Annotated in this window: 18 protein-coding genes; 6 read left to right on the top strand and 12 right to left on the bottom strand. The window is 66.5% G+C overall.

Annotated features, from left to right (window positions below):
* Window positions 1-24: 24 nt before the first annotated feature.
* Window positions 25-1,206, bottom strand: a complete 1,182-nt coding sequence (locus G6N42_RS23035; RefSeq protein WP_163733358.1) for a sensor histidine kinase — start codon at window positions 1,204-1,206, stop codon at window positions 25-27.
* Window positions 1,207-1,208: 2 nt separating this feature from the next.
* Window positions 1,209-1,898, bottom strand: a complete 690-nt coding sequence (locus tag G6N42_RS23030) for a response regulator transcription factor (RefSeq protein WP_163733355.1) — start codon at window positions 1,896-1,898, stop codon at window positions 1,209-1,211.
* A gap of 353 nt (window positions 1,899-2,251) precedes the next feature.
* Between G6N42_RS23030 and G6N42_RS23025 the strand changes: the two genes are divergently transcribed.
* The gene (locus G6N42_RS23025) at window positions 2,252-2,500 is read left to right on the top strand and encodes a hypothetical protein (protein WP_163733352.1); all 249 of its coding nucleotides are present in this window, start codon (window positions 2,252-2,254) and stop codon (window positions 2,498-2,500) included.
* 39 nt (window positions 2,501-2,539) lie between these two features.
* Here G6N42_RS23025 and G6N42_RS23020 read toward each other — a convergent pair whose 3' ends face one another.
* Window positions 2,540-3,001: a nuclear transport factor 2 family protein gene (locus G6N42_RS23020; RefSeq protein ID WP_163733349.1), complete on the bottom strand. Its 462-nt coding sequence runs from the start codon at window positions 2,999-3,001 to the stop codon at window positions 2,540-2,542.
* A gap of 78 nt (window positions 3,002-3,079) precedes the next feature.
* Here G6N42_RS23020 and G6N42_RS23015 point away from each other — a divergent pair, with 78 nt between their 5' ends.
* Both G6N42_RS23015 and G6N42_RS23010 read left to right on the top strand, forming a co-directional pair.
* Window positions 3,080-4,306, top strand: a complete 1,227-nt coding sequence (locus G6N42_RS23015; RefSeq protein ID WP_163738026.1) for an acyl-CoA dehydrogenase family protein — start codon at window positions 3,080-3,082, stop codon at window positions 4,304-4,306.
* A complete protein-coding gene (locus tag G6N42_RS23010; protein WP_163733346.1) occupies window positions 4,303-5,106 on the top strand; it encodes a tyrosine-protein phosphatase in 804 nt (267 codons plus the stop codon). The genes G6N42_RS23015 and G6N42_RS23010 overlap by 4 nt, the downstream gene beginning before the upstream one ends.
* Here G6N42_RS23010 and G6N42_RS23005 read toward each other — a convergent pair.
* The 8 genes from G6N42_RS23005 to G6N42_RS22970 all read right to left on the bottom strand — a co-directional run bounded on the left by G6N42_RS23005 (window position 5,095) and on the right by G6N42_RS22970 (window position 12,091).
* Window positions 5,095-5,580: a DUF456 domain-containing protein gene (locus tag G6N42_RS23005; protein ID WP_163733343.1), complete on the bottom strand. Its 486-nt coding sequence runs from the start codon at window positions 5,578-5,580 to the stop codon at window positions 5,095-5,097. The two genes, G6N42_RS23010 and G6N42_RS23005, sit on opposite strands and share 12 nt — an antisense overlap.
* A gap of 17 nt (window positions 5,581-5,597) precedes the next feature.
* Window positions 5,598-6,341, bottom strand: a complete 744-nt coding sequence (locus G6N42_RS23000) for a methyltransferase domain-containing protein (protein ID WP_163733340.1) — start codon at window positions 6,339-6,341, stop codon at window positions 5,598-5,600.
* A 23-nt stretch (window positions 6,342-6,364) separates the two neighbouring features.
* Window positions 6,365-7,066, bottom strand: a complete 702-nt coding sequence (locus G6N42_RS22995) for a haloacid dehalogenase type II (RefSeq protein ID WP_163733336.1) — start codon at window positions 7,064-7,066, stop codon at window positions 6,365-6,367.
* Complete coding sequence (locus G6N42_RS22990) at window positions 7,066-8,034, bottom strand: NADPH:quinone oxidoreductase family protein (RefSeq protein ID WP_163733333.1); 969 nt, start codon at window positions 8,032-8,034, stop codon at window positions 7,066-7,068. Before G6N42_RS22990 ends, G6N42_RS22995 begins: the two co-directional genes overlap by 1 nt.
* 3 nt (window positions 8,035-8,037) lie before the next feature.
* On the bottom strand, window positions 8,038-8,901 hold the full coding sequence (locus G6N42_RS22985) for an SDR family oxidoreductase (RefSeq protein ID WP_163733330.1): 864 nt from the start codon (window positions 8,899-8,901) through the stop codon (window positions 8,038-8,040).
* 12 nt (window positions 8,902-8,913) lie between these two features.
* Window positions 8,914-10,317: an aldehyde dehydrogenase family protein gene (locus G6N42_RS22980; protein WP_163733327.1), complete on the bottom strand. Its 1,404-nt coding sequence runs from the start codon at window positions 10,315-10,317 to the stop codon at window positions 8,914-8,916.
* Between the two features lie 102 nt (window positions 10,318-10,419).
* Window positions 10,420-11,385: a class I SAM-dependent methyltransferase gene (locus G6N42_RS22975; RefSeq protein ID WP_163733324.1), complete on the bottom strand. Its 966-nt coding sequence runs from the start codon at window positions 11,383-11,385 to the stop codon at window positions 10,420-10,422.
* A 67-nt stretch (window positions 11,386-11,452) separates the two neighbouring features.
* Window positions 11,453-12,091 (bottom strand): TetR/AcrR family transcriptional regulator, encoded by a 639-nt coding sequence (locus tag G6N42_RS22970; protein WP_174262137.1) that lies wholly within the window; start codon window positions 12,089-12,091, stop codon window positions 11,453-11,455.
* A 146-nt stretch (window positions 12,092-12,237) separates the two neighbouring features.
* Between G6N42_RS22970 and G6N42_RS22965 the strand changes: the two genes are divergently transcribed.
* Genes G6N42_RS22965 through G6N42_RS22955 form a run of 3 tightly spaced genes read left to right on the top strand, consistent with a single transcriptional unit; the run spans window position 12,238 to window position 15,488 of the window.
* A complete protein-coding gene (locus G6N42_RS22965) occupies window positions 12,238-12,804 on the top strand; it encodes a TetR/AcrR family transcriptional regulator (RefSeq protein ID WP_163733321.1) in 567 nt (188 codons plus the stop codon).
* Window positions 12,797-13,324, top strand: a complete 528-nt coding sequence (locus G6N42_RS22960) for a hypothetical protein (RefSeq protein ID WP_163733317.1) — start codon at window positions 12,797-12,799, stop codon at window positions 13,322-13,324. Before G6N42_RS22965 ends, G6N42_RS22960 begins: the two co-directional genes overlap by 8 nt.
* A 1-nt stretch (window position 13,325) precedes the next feature.
* Window positions 13,326-15,488, top strand: coding sequence for an FUSC family protein (locus tag G6N42_RS22955; RefSeq protein ID WP_163733314.1), 2,163 nt, complete (start codon window positions 13,326-13,328; stop codon window positions 15,486-15,488).
* On the opposite strand, the gene G6N42_RS22950 is transcribed toward G6N42_RS22955, so the two are convergent.
* The gene (locus G6N42_RS22950) at window positions 15,469-16,437 is read right to left on the bottom strand and encodes a pirin family protein (RefSeq protein ID WP_163733311.1); all 969 of its coding nucleotides are present in this window, start codon (window positions 16,435-16,437) and stop codon (window positions 15,469-15,471) included. The two genes, G6N42_RS22955 and G6N42_RS22950, sit on opposite strands and share 20 nt — an antisense overlap.

Genomic DNA, 16,437 nt, shown 5'->3' with positions numbered 1-16,437 from the left:
GCTGCATTGCGCGCCAACGTTTTTTCAGTCGATCGGCTCCGGCGGCGATGTCGCGATCACCTGCGTGCCGTGACCGGCCACGGAGTCGATCTCCATCGAACCGCCCATCGCATCGAACCGCGCCAGCAGCGACCCGAGCCCGATATGTCCGTCGGCGACATAGCTTTCGACACTCGCAGGGTCGAAGCCCGTCCCGTCGTCGGTGATGGTCAACACCACCCTGTCGCGGCGCCGCGACAGACTCACCCGGACATTGCTCGCGCGCGCGTGCTTGCCGATGTTGTTGAGCAGTTCTCGCGCCGCCCGGTACAGCAGCTGCTGCGACTCGGGCTTTCCGACGTCCGCCAGGTCGGCCTCCACGGTGCAATCGGAGCGAGCCTGGAACTGCCGCAGCAGTTCTCGCACGGCCTCCGTCAGCCCGAGCTGAGCAAGCACCTGCGGGTGCAGCTCGGTCACCGTGGACCGCAGCGCGGCGGCCGTCTGCTGCAGCGCGGCGTGCACGGCCTCCAGCGCAGGATCGCCGGTGCGCTCGCGAACCTCGTCGAGGTCGAGGCGGGCCGCCAACAACGTCTGCAGCGGGCCGTCGTGCAGATGCTCGGCGACTTCCCGGTTGTGCCGTTCATCGGCCTGCATCGCCTCGGACACCAGCTGCCGACGGACCTCCTGCAGCCTCGTCACACGCGCTCGTCGCGACACCAGAACCAGACACAGCGCTGTGGTGGCCGCCGCCGCCCAGAGCAGAAACCCGAAGTGCGAGTAGACGATGTCCGGCATGCCGACGGTGTCGTCGCGCTTGGAGTACACGATCCACACCCCGAGATAGCACAGCGCCGTGCCGGTGCCGAGGATCGCGGTACGCCACGGCCGGTCCTGGAAGGCGATCGCGACCGGCAGCAGGAAGAAGACCGGCAGCAGGGCCGCCGTCGCTCCCCCGGAAACCAGGCACAGCAGCACGGCGACGAGGACATCGAAGGTCGTCGAGGTCCAGTCCGCCCAGCGCGGCACCGGACCGCGCAGCACCACGACGAGCCACACCACGGCGGCGGCCGCGTAGATCCCCAGCACCACCTCATACACGCCGGGCAGCCAGTGGTCGACGTCCCACGTCCACACCAGCAGCCCGATCAGCGCGATCAGCGGCAGCCGGAGGAACGCGCTGACGCGCACGGGTTCTGCGGCGAGGTATCGGGCGATGCGGTCGAGCAAAGCTATTCCAGCAGTTTGCGGCGCATCGCCTCGGCCACGGCGGCGGCGCGGTCGTTGACGCCGAGTTTCTCGTAGAGGCGCTGCACGTGGGTCTTGACGGTCGACGGCGCGAGGAACAATTCCTTGGCCATCGCGGGGATGCTGCTGCCCGCGGCGATCAGCTTGAGTACTTCGCGTTCACGCGGACTGAGCACCGGTCCCTCGGGTTCGGCGCGTTTACGTATCTCACCGGCCAGGCCGGCGGCGAGGCTGGGTGCCACGACGTCACGGCCCTTCGCGCAGTCCAGCACCGCGTTCACGAGTTCGGAGCGGCTCGACTCCTTGGGCAGGAATCCGGCCGCACCCTCCTGTAGCGCACGGAAGACGATCGCCGACTCGTCGTGCGCCGAGATCAGCAGGACGCGGGTCGGCAGTTCGTCGCGGACCACCGCGGCGGCGACTTCGGCGCCGTCCATCCCCGGCATGCGGTAATCCAGCAGCGCAACCTGCGGCTTATGCGTACGGATCGCCTCGAGCGCCGAAACACCGTCGTCAGCCTCGGCGACCACCTCGATCGACCCGCTGGATATCAGCGCACGGACGACTCCGTCGCGAAACATCGGATGGTCGTCACCCACCACGACTCGCACTTTTTCGCTGGTCAGGCCCGTCGACACAGCTGCCAGCTTCGCACAGCCACCTGCCTTGTTCATCCGAATGAATGACACCCGGTTTATCCGCGCCGCCGTTCTTTTACGCGACATACAGATCCGCGGCGGGCAAGCACTCTTTGAGTCATCGCCGGAACAAGCCGGCAAGAAGTACCAAACATCAAGTGACACAGGAGGATTGCAATGAACACCAAAACGATCCGCCACATCCCCTGGTTCTTCGCTCTGCCGGTTCTATCGGCCGGCGTCCCCCGATCAGGGGACATCGGATTCCCCCAGGTCAAAGGTCGATCAGCGGACAGACTGCAGGGTCGCAGCGGGCAATAGTTATCCCAACGCCGGAACAGCCGGCAAGGGAAAACCGAAGACCTCGACCAGACAGGAAAGAAACTCCCGTGACCACCACCCGAATCTTCGCCCGCTTCATCGCTCTTCCCGTCGTCTCCGCCGGCATTCTCGGTGGCGCCGCCCTCGGCCTGGCCGGGATGGCCAACGCGGGCACGTACTCGTACCACCCCGAGCCGCGACCGGGCATCGTCGCGACCCCGAACGTCATCGCCCGTCCTCCGGTCATCGTGATGCCCCGCCATCACAGCTACCCCGCCGGCGAAGGGTTCGTCATCGACGTCCCGTCGGGCGACTAACTCAAGACCACCCTCCACAAGAGACCCCCGCCGGTCCTCTCACCACAGCGGGATGTCGACCCCGTGCTCGGACTCCAGTCGCGGACCGAAGTACCGGCGCTCCGCCTCCTGGATCCTCACGTCGTTGATGCTGGCCTCCCGGCGCGCCATCAGACCGTCTGAATCGAACTCCCACAATTCATTGCCATAGCTGCGATACCACTGGCCGCCTGCGTCGCGGCATTCGTACTGAAACCGCACCGCGATCCGATTGCCGTGGAAGTCCCACAGGCTCTTGCGCAGGACGTAGTCGAGTTCGCGTTGCCACTTCTGGGTAAGGAACGCGACGATCGCGGCGCGCCCGACGACATGCACGCCACGGTTGCGCCACTGCGAGTCCGGGGTGTACGCCAAGCTGACCCGCTCCGGGTCGCGGGTGTTCCAGGCGTCCTCAGCGGCTTGCACCTTCTGGACGGCGGTCTCGTGCGTGAAGGGCGGGAGCGGCGGACGGCTTTCGGTCATGCCCTGTTATACGTGTCATGGACTGCCGCGATTCCCGTTTTTTACGGGTGTCATATCGTGACTGTCATGGACTTCGCGATGTCGGCCAAAGGGCAGGACTACCACAAGCGGCTCTCCGATTTCATGATCGAGTACGTCTTTCCCGCGGAGAAGGACTACGAGGCCTACCGGCACGAGAAGGGCCCGGACGACCACACCGTTCCGCCCGTGATCGAGGACCTCAAGAAGCTGGCCAAGGAACGCGGGCTGTGGAACCTGTTCCTGCCCGCCGAGTCGGGGCTGACGAACCTCGAATACGCGCCGCTGGCCGAGCTCACCGGCTGGAGCATGGAGATCGCTCCCGAGGTGACCAACTGCGCGGCCCCCGACACCGGCAACATGGAAACTCTGCACCTGTTCGCCAACTCCGAGCAGAGCAAGCAGTGGCTCGAGCCGCTGCTGAACGGAGAGATCCGCAGTGCGTTCGCGATGACGGAGCCCGCGGTGGCCTCCAGCGACGCCCGCAACATCCAGACCACGATGCTGCGCGACGGCGGCGACTACGTGATCAACGGCCGCAAATGGTGGATATCCGGGGCAGCCGATCCCCGCTGCAAGCTCCTCATCGTGATGGGCCGCACCAACCCTGATGCCGCCAGCCATCAGCAGCAGTCGATGATTCTTGTCCCCGTCGATACGCCGGGTGTGTCGATCGAGCGGTCGCTGCCGGTTTTCGGGTGGCAGGACCAGCACGGCCACTGCGAGGTCAGCTTCGACAACGTACGGGTGCCGGTGACGAATCTGCTCCACGAGGAGGGCAGCGGTTTCGCGATTGCTCAGGCCCGCTTGGGGCCTGGCCGCATCCATCACTGCATGCGTGCCATCGGGGTGGCCGAGCGGGCGCTGGCACTGATGGTCGACCGGGTGAACAATCGCATCGCGTTCGGTAAGCCGTTGGCCGAGCAGGGCGTGGTCCAACAGCAGGTGGCGTTGTCACGCAACGAGATCGACCAGGCGCGGCTGTTGTGCCACAAGGCAGCGTGGGTGATCGACGAGAAGGGCAACAAGGAGGCGCGCAACGAGGTCGCGATGATCAAGGCGGTCGCCCCGCAGATGGCGTGCAACGTCATCGACCGCGCGATCCAGGTGCACGGCGCGGCGGGCGTCAGCGACGACACCGTGCTGGCTCGGCTCTACGGCTGGCACCGGGCCATGCGCCTGTTCGACGGCCCGGACGAGGTCCACATGCGGACCATCGCGCGGGCCGAACTCGGCAGGGAGAAGTCGGCTTTCGCCGCGGCGGTCACCGCTGGGTCTTCTCGGTGACCCCGAACCCTGACGCCCTGTCAGGGGCATGGAACTTCCGTGACATCGCCGAAGAGGCGGGCATCCGGCCGGGCAGGTTCTTCCGGTCCAGCGAGTTGAGCGGGCTCGACGATTCGGGTCAGGAGGCGCTGCTCCGATTCGGCATCACCGACGTCGCCGACCTTCGCTCCGACCGTGAGGTCGAACGTCGCGGACAGGGCCGGGTACCCGGCGGCGTCGTGGTTCACCGGCTGCCGTTCCACGAACTGTCCAAACCGGGTGCCGAGGCGCCGCACGAGCAGAGCTTCGAGCGGATGATGACGGAAAAGCCCGACGACGAGGACGTCGCGGTCGCCGCGGGCCGGTTCATGACCGAGGAATACGAGCGCTTCCCGACCCTGGCCGGCGCACAACTGGCTGTGCGGCAGGTCATTTCGATGCTGACCGAGGAACGGCCGGTCATCACGCATTGCTTCGCGGGCAAGGACCGCACCGGTTTCACCGTCGCGACCGTGCTCGAGGCCGTCGGCGTCGACCGCGACGCGATCATGGCGGATTTCCTGCGCAGTAACGCCGCGGTGCCCCGGCTTCGGGAGAGCATCCTCGAGTCGATCCGCAATCGGTCCGAGGACACCACCGACGAGATCGTGACCTTCGCGGAGGCCCGGCTCACCGAAGAGGTGCTGGGCGTGCGTGAGGTGTACCTCGACGCGTCCAGGAAAACCATCGACGACCAATACGGCTCGTTGGGTAATTACCTTGAGGCTCTGGGTGTTACGGGGACACAACTGGATCGGTTGCGCCGCTCGCTACTGGGTTAGGTAGACCCCGAACACCCACGCAACCGTGGCGAACAGGGCCCCGGCGAGTTCGACACCCATCGACAGCGCGACACCCTTCACGGCGTGCTTGGTCGACGTCCACGCCGCCCGCTGGTCGCCGCGGGTGGACAACTCGGCCAGATAGACGCCCAACACGAAGCCGATCACCAGGCCGATCACCGGGATCACGAAGAAGCCGATGATGCCCAGCACCGCACCCGCCGCCAGGCTCAGCGTGCGCACGTCGTTGGCCCGCATCCGCTTGACCGGCCAGGTGTACTTGATCAGGGTGGCCGCGCCGAGCAGCGCGGTGACCACCCCGAGCGTCACCCAGCCCGTGAGGTTGTTCTCGACGACGGCCCAGACCGCGATCGCGGCGAACACCAGCAGCGTGCCGGGCAGCAGCGGCACCACGATGCCGACGATGCCGACGGCGATGGCGAGCGCTACGAGGATGATGCCGACGGTGCTCACGACACGAACTTAACGGGTCAGGGCTTTCTGGCGCGCACCCACTGGAATGTTGCGAGGGTCTTGGACCGTACGCCTTCCATACCGAGGCCCTCGAGGATGTCGGCGAGCTCGTCCTCGGCGAAGAAGTTGGCCTGGCCCTCAGGCAGCAGACGCAGCAGCGGTCCGAGGTTCCCGGCGGTCGGCACCATGATGGCCATCCGCCCGCCGGGCTTGAGCACCCTGGCCATCTCGGCGAGCGTCTGCGCCGGATCAGGTATCAGCTGCAGCACGGCCAGCGACGTGGTCGCGTCGACCGTCTCGTCGCGCAGGGGAAGCCGCTGCGCGTCCGCGCGCATGAAGCCGACGTTCGGGCCCGCTTGGGCTTCGACCGCGCGGGCCAGCATCGGCTCGGAGATGTCGAGACCGAGCGCGAGGCCTTCCGGGCCTGCCGCCTCGCCCAGTTGTGCGGTCACATTGCCGGGACCACTGCCGACGTCCAGGGCCACCCCGCCGGACGGGATGTTCAACCACTCGACCGGAAGCCGCCACACGCCGGCCACCCTGCGGGCCAGCGCCTGCGCGTTGTCGTAGAGCATCGAGCCGATCCCCGAAGCCCACGCGGCTTGAATCAGGCCGGTGTTCTTTGGTGTGCCCGTCGCGAGCTCATCGGTCAGCAGGTCCAGATAGCCCTTGCTGACGTCGGGATTCGCGGGCGGATCCGACAAAAGATCCAGCGCCCTGCGGAGTGCCTGCGGGAGATCGGTGTGCAATTGATCGGTCACCCCTCCACGCTACGCCGCGGTGATCAGGTGTCGAGTTGGTCGGCGAGGTCGAGAAAATCCGTTGCCGTGAAGTCGAATTCACCGTCGGTGACCTTGTGTGCTCGCTGGTTGGGACCGTATTCGAGCGGACGGGTGACATAGGCGGTCATCAGCCCCGCATCGCGCGCGGCCCGCAGGTCGCCGGGATGCGCTGCGACCAGCATCAGCTCACCGGGAGCAACGTCGAGTAGGCCGGCGCACCCGAGGTATGCCTCGGGATCAGGTTTGTAGTGATGGAACAACTCGGCGGAGATCACGCAGTCCCACGGCAGCCCCGCGCGCTTGGCCATGTTGGTCAGCAGCGACATGTTGCCGTTCGACAGCGTCGTGATGACGAAGCGTTCCTTCAGCCGAGTGAGGCCCCCGACGCTGTCGGGCCACGGGTCCAGCCGGTGCCACGCGCGGTTGAGATGGTCGACGTCGGCATCGCTGACCGAGGTGATGCCCGCCTCACGCAGTAGCTCGTCGAGGATCATCCGGTGCAGGACGTCGATCTTGGTCCACGGCAGCTCGCCGCGGCGCACCCGATCCATCGCGGGCAAATAGCCTTTGCGCCAACCGTCGGCCATGGCAGCCCAATCTGCCTGTACGCCATGGCTTTCGCCGAATGTCTCGAGCTCGGCGATGATGCTCGAACGCCAGTCGACGACGGTGCCGAACGTGTCGAACGCCAACGCCTTCGGCATCACGGTTCCAGCACGACCTTGCCCAGCACACCGCCGTCGGCCAGGCTCTGCAGTGCCTCGGCGCCGTTGGCCAACGGGAATCGCACCGGCGGCGGAGGTCGCAGACCGGCCCGGACCAGCTCGGCCACGCCGAACTCGAAGAGCGACTGCGCGCCCGGGGTGCGGTTGACGTACTCGCCGTATCCCACGCCGATGACCGAGACGTTGCGCAACAGCAGCCGGTTCACCTTGACCATGGGAATCCCACCGCCCGAGGCGAATCCGAGTACCAGGAGCCTGCCCTCGGTGGCCAGCGCGCGGATCGCGTCGTCGAACACCTCACCGCCGACCGGATCGACCACCAGGTCGACACCGCGGCCGTCGGTATGGTCCTTGACCGTCTGCAACCACCCATCGGTCAGCGGCAGCACCACGTCGGCGCCCAGTGACTTCACGAACTCGGTGCCGTGTGGCCGGTGCACCATCGCAATCACCTTGGCGCCCAGCGCCTTCGCCACCTGGACAGCCGCCGTGCCCACACCACCGGCCGATCCGAGGACCAGCACTGTTTCGCCGGCCCGCAGGGCTCCGCGTTTGGCGAGCGCGAAGTACATCGTCTGGTAATTGCCCAGGAGCGCAACGGCTTCAGCATCATCGAGATCGTCGGGGGTCGGCCGCAGGTTGGCAGGCGGCACGGCGACGCGTTGCGCCCAGGCACCCAACATCGTCAGCGCGGTCACCCGCTGGCCGGGCTTGAACTCCGATTCGTACGGCGCGGACACCACTACCCCCGCCGCCTCCATCCCGGGAATGAACGGGGGCTCCAGCCGCAGCTGGTACTCGCCGCGCAGCAGTAGCAGGTCGGGGAAGCTCACGCCGGCAGCACCGACGTCGACGACCACGACCTCGTCGCTGGGGACAACCTCGTCTACGTCTACGTAGGCCAACCCCGATGGACCGGAAAGCTCCTGCGCGACAAGCGCCTTCACTTTCTAGCCGAGTGAGAACGTGGCGCGCTGCGCCGCCGACAGATCGGTGATCTCGCTCCACTTACCGGCCACGTCTTCGACCGAAGGCACCTCGGAGAACGTCACGCCCTCGTTCTGGAACAGCGCTGCCCGTTGCACTTTGCCGCCGCCGACGATGAACACCGATGCGGTCTCGGGCAGTTCCTCTGTGCACAGGTACGCGACCACCGGGGCGACGTACTCGGGGGTGAGCTTCTCGAAGACCTCGGGCGGCAGGATGTCCTGCGTCATCCGGGTGGCCGCGATGGGCGCCACGGCGTTCGTCTTGATGTTGTACTTCGCGCCCTCCTGGGCCAGCGTGTTGATCAGCCCGACGAGGCCGAGCTTGGCCGCACCGTAGTTGGCCTGACCGAAGTTGCCGAAGAGCCCGCTGGTCGAGGTGGCCACGACGACGCGGCCAAAGTTGTTCTCGCGGAAGTGCGGCCATGCCGCGCGGATCACGTTGTAGCCGCCGTAGAGGTGCACCTTGAGCACGGCGTCCCAGTTCGCGAACTCCATCTTGTGGAACGTGCCGTCGCGCAGGATGCCCGCGTTGCTCACCACACCGTCGACCTTGCCGAACTCGTCGATCGCGGTCTTGATGATGTTCTCGGCGCCCTCTTGTTCGGCCACCGAGTCGTAGTTCGCCACGGCGCGCCCGCCCGCGTCCTTGATCTCCTTGACGACCTCGTCGGCCATGTTGTGGCCGGCGCCGGTGCCGTCACGCGAACCGCCGAGATCGTTGACGACGACGCTGGCGCCCTCCCTGGCAAGGGTCAACGCATATTCTCGCCCGAGCCCGCCTCCGGCACCGGTGACGACGATGACACGATCCTGCACTCCTGGCATGGGGTTCCTTTCTCAGAACAACCGTTTCGCGAGCTTCAAAGCCTTCTCTGTATACGGGGGGTAGATGAACGCGCCGACATCGGGTCGGGTCGGCTTGGTCATCACGGTCTTCTTGTGGCTGAACTGCTCGAAGCCGAACTTGCCGTGATAGGCGCCCATACCCGACGGGCCGACACCACCGAACGGGAGCTTGTTGGTGGCGAAATGGAACAGCAGGTGGTTGACCACCATGCCGCCGGCCGCGACCTCTTTGATCACCCGTTCGCGAATGCTCTTGGTCTTCGTGAACAGGTAAGCGGCCAGCGGCTTAGGCCGGGAATTCACGAAACTGATTGCGTCGTCGAGGGATTGCACGGTCATGATCGGCAGGATCGGGCCGAAGATCTCGTCGGTCATCAGTGATTCGGCGGGGTCGGGGTCGACCACAACGGTGGGCTGGATCTTGATCGTCGACGCGTCCGAACCCCCGCCCGCGACGACAGTGCCCTTGGTGGCCGCCAGCGATGCGGTGAGCCGGGCGAAGTGGCGCTCATTCACGATGCGCTTACCGCCGGGGTTGTCCGCCTCGAATGTCGCGACGGCGTCCTTGATCTTGTCGACGAGCTCGTCGCGGATCTTGGCGTCGGCGAGCACGTAGTCCGGCGCGATGCAGATCTGACCTGAGTTGATCAGCTTGGTCCAGGCGATGCGCTTGGCGGCGACCTCGATGTCCGCATCAGCGGCCACGATCACCGGGCTCTTTCCCCCGAGCTCGAGGGTGACCGGTGTCAGATGGGGTGCGGCGGCCTCATAGACCTTGCGGCCGATCTCGGTGCCGCCGGTGAAGCAGATGTGGTCGAAGCCCTGCGCGATGAGTTCCTGGCTGCAGCCGGCGTCGCCCTCGATGACGGCGATCGCGTCATTGTCGAGATACCGCGGCACCAGCTCGGCCATCAGGGCCGACGACGCCGGGCACACCTCGGACGGTTTCATGAGCACGGTATTGCCCGCTGCGATGGCGCCGACGGCGGGGCCGAGCGTCAGGACGAACGGGAAGTTCCACGCGCCGATGACCAGGACGGTGCCGTACGGCTCGTATTCAACCCAGCCGCGGCCGGGCAGCTGCGACATCTCCAGCAGCCGGTACTTGCGGCGCATCCACTTCTTGACGTTCTTCGCCGCATCCTTGGCCTCGCCCGCCGTGCTGGCGATATCGGCCAGCCAGGCTTCGAACGGGCCTCGGCCCAGGTCTTTGTCGAGGGCCTCCATGATGGCGCCCTCGTTGTCGTTCATCATTTTCTCCAGCGCCAGCAGCTGCTGCCTGCGCCACTCGACGCTGCGGGTCCGGCCGGACGCGAACGTCTCCCGCAGCTTGCGGACGGTGCCGGGGATGTCTGGGGTGGCCTTGGCCTCAGCGGCGGCGAATTCGGTGGTCATGGTGGGTGTCCTTCCTGACCCTGGGAACACCCGATACTAACCAACCGGTTGGGCAGCGCTGAAGGGGCAACTTTCTGCCCCTCCCGTCCTCCGTTCGGGCGGTCAGCCCGACTTCTCGCCGGTGACGAACGACGAGAAGGCGGGTTCATCGGATTGCTCGGGCGGCAACACCCACCGGTCGAGCCGGCGCATCTCGTCGGCAGAGGTCACAGAAGATGCCTGCCATCCGTGCGCGCTGAGCCACTCGGCCACGTCAGCGCGGTCGGGGTCGTTGTACATCAGCTCGGCGACGTCGGGCGCGTCCTGCATCCCGAACTGCGCGGCGATGCGATCGAACTTCTCCCGGAACTCGGCCCGCCGGTCGTCGGATCGGTGGCCGACGGTCTCTGCGGCCACGCGGCTGCCAGGGGCACTGAGCGCGGTGATCTGCTCGAACAACCGGTCCTGGGCTTGCGCAGGCAGGTACATCAACAGGCCCTCGGCCAGCCATGCGGTCGGAGCATCGGCATCGAACCCGGCTTCGCGCAAGGCATTCGGCCAATCCAGCCGAAGGTCGATGGCCACCGCATTGCGCTTGGCCGACGGCAGCACGCCGTGCTCAGCCATTCTCGCGGCCTTGTACTCGAGGACCTTGGGCTGGTCGATCTCGTAGACGACGGTGTCGGCCGGCCAGTCCAGCCGATAGGCCCGCGAGTCCAGGCCCGACGCCAGGATCACGACCTGGCGGATGCCTGCGGTCGCGGCGTCTGTGGAATCGCCACCTCCGGTGGCGGAAGCGAAGAACGCATCGAAGAAGTGGGTGCGCACGGCCTGGTAGTTGCCCATGTGCTCGAAGATCGCGCCGACCTCGGCATCGGCCTCGGCGACCTTGGCGGCGAACTCCTCGCTGCGCACGATGTCCCATACGCCCGGGCCGACGCCGTCGACCAGCATCTCGGCATAGGGATCGCGGATCAGGGGATCGGCCTTGGCGGTCTCACCGGCTCGGGCCGCCGCCACCATGACTGCCGTCGACCCGACGCTGGTCGCGATATCCCAGGTGTCGTCGTGCGTGCGCAATGAGCCCATGGCGCCATGCTAGCCAGATACAGACAAACAGTTAGCCGAGCTATACGAACTGTGCGAGATGCAACACTCAGTCGCTCAGTTGCCAGAGCTTGTTGGCGAGCAGCAGCTCGAACTTCTTCACGACCCCGGAGAGCTCGTCGTGACCGCCGACGAATCCCGCGTAGAACCCGATACCCCACATCATCGCGACCAGCATCTCGACGAGGTCGCTGACGTCCGTGTCGGTAGTGAGCTCACCTGTCTTGATTGCGTCGTCGACCGCCCACGCGATGAACTCGCGTGAATTGCGCAACGAATCGTGCTCGTCGCCGCTCAGTTCCGGATGCCGCTGCGACTCCAGCACCGAGGTCACGAGAAAGGCTGCCGCCGAACGGTCTTCGGAATCGGCCTGGATCGCCGCGGTGAAGAACGCGGACAACCGATTCAGCAGGTTCGTTTCGGACTTCGCGCGCGCCTGGCCCGCGCTAACTACGAGCGCATCTGTTTGCTCGACAACCTGGGCCCACAGCACCCGCTTACTCGCGAAGTAGTGGTTGATCGCCGGACGGGTCAAACCCGCGCGGATGGCGATCGCCTGAAACGTGGCGGCGTCGTACCCAAGTTCGCTGAAGACCTCGCGCGCGGCTCCTATGATGCGCTCCCGCGTTTCGGCGGCCTTCGCTGCAGGCGGGCGACCCGGACCCCTACTCGCGGTGTGTTGCGGCACAGTCAAATTGTGCCACAGCCCACTGGTGGGACTGCGCGGTATTACCTGCGGGGCTCCCAAGATCGTCATTTCAGCAAAGAAATGGGAGTCGCAACACCGAAGGTCGACGTAGAGATTCGATTGTCCGAGCACTAGGGTGCCGTCCCATGGCCAGCGTCGTTTCTCGGAAGGCCTACTTCGAGACCGGTCTCGATGTGCTGTCCGATCTCGGCTATGGGGGGCTCAAGCTTGCAGAGGTCTGTCACCGTCTCGGTGTCACGACCGGTTCCTTCTACCACTACTTCACCAATTGGCCGACTTACACCAAGGAACTGGTCGCGCACTGGGTGCAGGAGCGGACCGTGCTGGTCATTCAGGCGGTGCGCGGCGAGACGGACCCGCGCCGTCGCATCGACACCCTGATCGAGGTCGCACTGGGCCTGCCCTACGGCGCGGAGGCGGCGATTCGGGTATGGAGCTCCCTGGATCCGCACGTGCGCGAGGTGCAGGCCATGGTCGACCGGCAGCGATTCGAGATCATGTACTCCTCGGCGTTGGAGATCCTGCAGATCAAACGGCAAGCGGAGGTCTTCGCCGCATGGTCGGTGTATGTGCTCGTCGGTTACGAGCAGTCCGCCCTGCCCCCCGACCCGGATGCATTGGCGTGGATCGCCGGACAGATTCGCGGCAAGCTCGACAACGACGGGTTCGCATCGGTGCCCGATAGTGACTGACGCAGCACCCGCCACCGAGCCGGTCGATGTCGAGCACGTCCAGCATGTCCTAGCGATGCTGCGGGAGCGTTTGTACGGGGCGATCTCATGTCTGGCGACGCTGGCGATTCTGGCGCGGTACAGCGATGAGGAAACCAACGCCTTGGCGAGGATTCTCGACGTCGCGGTGGCGACCGGCGGTCTGTGGGCCGCCAGCCTGCTGTCGCACTTCGTGGCGCAGATGGCGGTGTTCGGTAAGGCACCTCGCGGGCGGCACTGGATCCAGCTACTTCAGGCGTCAGGTCAGATTCTTTGGGCCGCCGTTCCCCCGGTGATCGTCTTGCTGCTCGCGGTGTTCGACGTCCTCGACACCGACACCGCGATGTGGATCGGAATGTGGACGCTGGTGGGCGAGCTGGGTGTCATCGCGTTTCTCGCGATGCGACGCACCCGGTTGCCGGGGTGGCAGCAGGCGATATCGGTCGCCGGGCTCGTCGCCCTCGGGCTGCTCGTCGTCGGCATCAAGACGCTTGCCCACTGACATGACGAACCTGTGGCGTCGCGCGGTCGATAGGCTCCGGCAGCGCGATCCCGAGTTCGACGCGCTGCGGCGTGCCGTGCGCGCGGCGCTCGTGTTGCCGGTTGCGGCGGCGGTCGGGTTCGCGGTCGGCGATTCGCAGACAGCGCTGTTCAGCATCTTCGGCTCGGTGGCACTGCTCATCATGGTGGACTTCCCCGGAAACCGTCCGGCCCGGGCACTCGCCTACTTCGGGCTCGGCCTCAACGGCTTCGTCCTGATCACCCTCGGGACGCTGGTGGCCGACCATCCGTGGATCAGTGTCGCAGTGATGTTCGTCCTCGCTGTGGTGGTGACGTTTTCCGGTGTGCTCAGCGAGATCGTCGCCGCCGGCCAGCGGGCCACCCTTCTGACGTTCGTACTGCCCGCCTGCACACCGGTCGGCCCGATCGGCGATCGTCTGCTCGGTTGGGTCGTCGCGCTGGCGGTGTGCGTGCCCGCCGCCCTGTTCCTCCTCCCGCCGCGCCATCACGACGAGTTGCGCCGTCATTCGGCACTGGTGTGCACCCGGCTGGCCGACACCTTGGAGGGCAGCGGAAGCGCCAAAGACGCGACCCGAGCGATGAATTCGCTGTGGGAGAGCTTCCTGGGCGCCGACTTCCGGCCGGTCGGGCTCACCGCGGGCAGCCGGGCGCTGGTGCGGGTCGTCGACGACCTCGGCTTCCTGGCGGACCGCATCACCGACGACACCGGCCGCCAACTCGGTGACCTCAAGCCACCGTTGGTCCGCGTGCTGCGGGATTGCGCTGCCGTACTCAGTGTTCCCGAACCCTCGGCTCGCGCGGCCCGAGGCACGGATCTCAACTCCGCACTGGCCGAACTGCGATCGATCGCGCAGGGCCGCTATCGCGAGGACATCCTCGAGATACTCGGAGTGCCCGACGACGCGGCCGCCGTGGATGTCGGGCGAAAGCTGTTGGGGCGACGCACCTTCTCGGCCACCGTCGGTGTGACCGGCCGAATCATCCGCAACGCCGCCGAGGCCGACGCGCGTCCGGTCTGGGCGCGGGTCCTCGGCCGACGCCTGCCGCCCACGGGAACCGCCGACTGGGTGATGCCGGAGACGGCGGCGGTGGCGGCGATCACCAAGGGACTGGTCGCCACCAGGGCGGTGGTGCTGCGCAGCAGTCTGCGTACCGGTCTCGGCCTGGCCCTTGCTGTCGCCGTCACCCAGGTGTTCCCACTGCAGAACGGCTTCTGGGTCGTGTTGGGCGCCATGTCGGTGCTGCGCAGCAGTGCGCTGTCGACCGGCACGCGCGTCGTGCGTGCGGTCGCGGGGACCACGCTCGGCTTCCTCCTGGGTGTGGTCGTCATCGAACTGGTCGGGGTCGACCCGATCGTCATGTGGGTCCTGCTGCCGGTGGTGGCGTTCGGTTCGGCTTTCGTGCCCGAGGTCGCGTCGTTCATCGCCGGTCAGGCGGCGTTCACCATGATGGTGCTGATCATCTTCAACCTGATCAGGCCGACGGGGTGGAGCGTCGGGCTGATCCGCATCCAGGACGTCATCATCGGCGCCGGAGTGGGCATCGTCGTTTCGGTCCTGCTGTGGCCGCGCGGCGTGCGCACCCGGGTGTCGAAGGTCATCGACGCGTCCTTCGCCGTCGGCGCGTCGTTTCTCACGGCGGCCGTACTGCGGGTCACCCGCGGTGCGTCCGAGGAGGCCACCGACAAGGTGATCGCGCTCAGTCACGACGCCCTCGAGGCTTCACGCACCGTGGACGACGCTGTGCGACAGTATCTTTCGGAGAGCGGCGGGGCCGCCGACGTCCGGGCTCCGATCGTACGGCGGGCCAACCGCGCGGTCCGGTTGCGCGCTGCCGCCGAATTGATCGCCGACGTCGTCCCACCACCGCACGGTGTGTACCCGCGTACCCGCGCAGTGCTCGAGAGTCACACCAAAGCGGTGTGCCGTCACGTCACCGGCGGTTCAGCCGGGACGGCGCTGGACCCGATCAGCGACGACTTGGTGATCGCGCTGCGCGCCGACGCCTCCGACGACGAATTGGCGGTTGCGGCGGCGCTGCCGTTGGTGACCGCCGCCGCGCACATCGGGGAGCTGGAGCTCCTCTATCCGAGAAGCGATTCCAGCGACCACGACGATCTCGGCGTCAAACCCGGTGCGGCATGAGTGCGTCCGGCGGGATGGCGCCGAACTTGCCGTTGTTGTAATCCTCGAGCGCCTCGATGAGTTCCGTCTTGGTGTTCATCACGAACGGTCCGTACTGGAACACCGGCTCCCGGATCGGCTTGCCGCCGAGCAGCAGAACCTCGAGTGCGGGGCGGTGCGCATCTTGGCCCGCGTCGGCGCTCACGGTGATCCGGTCGCCCGGTCCGAGCACGGCCAACTGGCCCTGGTGAATGGGATGACCGACCGGTCCGACCGCGCCGCGTCCCGAGAGCACATAGACGAGCGCGTTGAAGTCGCGGTTCCACGGGAGGTTCAACCTGGCTCCCGGCTGGATCGTGCTGTGCGCCATGGTGATCGGAGTGTGCGTGGCGCCGGGGCCCTGATGTTCAGCGATATCGCCCGCGATGAGGCGGACCAGGGCCCCACCGTCATCGGAGGACAGCAGTTTGGCCTGGGTCCCCTCGATGGCCTGATACCTGGGCGTGGCGAACTTGTCCTTGCGCGGCAGATTCACCCATAGCTGGATGCCGTGGAACAGGCCGCCGCTCTCGACCAGTTCGGCCGGCGGCGTCTCGATGTGCAGGATTCCCGAGCCCGCGGTCATCCACTGCGTGGCACCGTCGGTGATCAATCCGCCGCCGCCATGCGAATCCTGGTGGGCGAAGCGCCCGTCCAGCATGTAGGTGACGGTCTCGAACCCGCGGTGCGGATGCCAATCGGTGCCTCTGGGCTCGCCCGGCTCGTACTCCACCTCGCCCATCTGGTCCATGTGGACGAACGGATCGAGGTCGGCGCTGTTGACGCCGGCGAACGCCCGCACGACAGGGAAACCCTCACCTTCGTAGCCGCGTGGACCGGTGGTGACCGACCGGACGGGACGTTCGGTGTCGGACGGTTCGGCCGCGGCGATCCGCGGCAGTGTCAGGGTGTCAGCGGCGATAGCAGGCAT

The sequence above is a fragment of the Mycobacterium gallinarum genome (assembly GCF_010726765.1).
Taxonomy (GTDB): Bacteria; Actinomycetota; Actinomycetes; order Mycobacteriales; family Mycobacteriaceae; genus Mycobacterium; species Mycobacterium gallinarum.
Note: the sequence above shows the minus strand (reverse complement) of the source record. Positions and strands in the feature narration are given on the sequence as shown.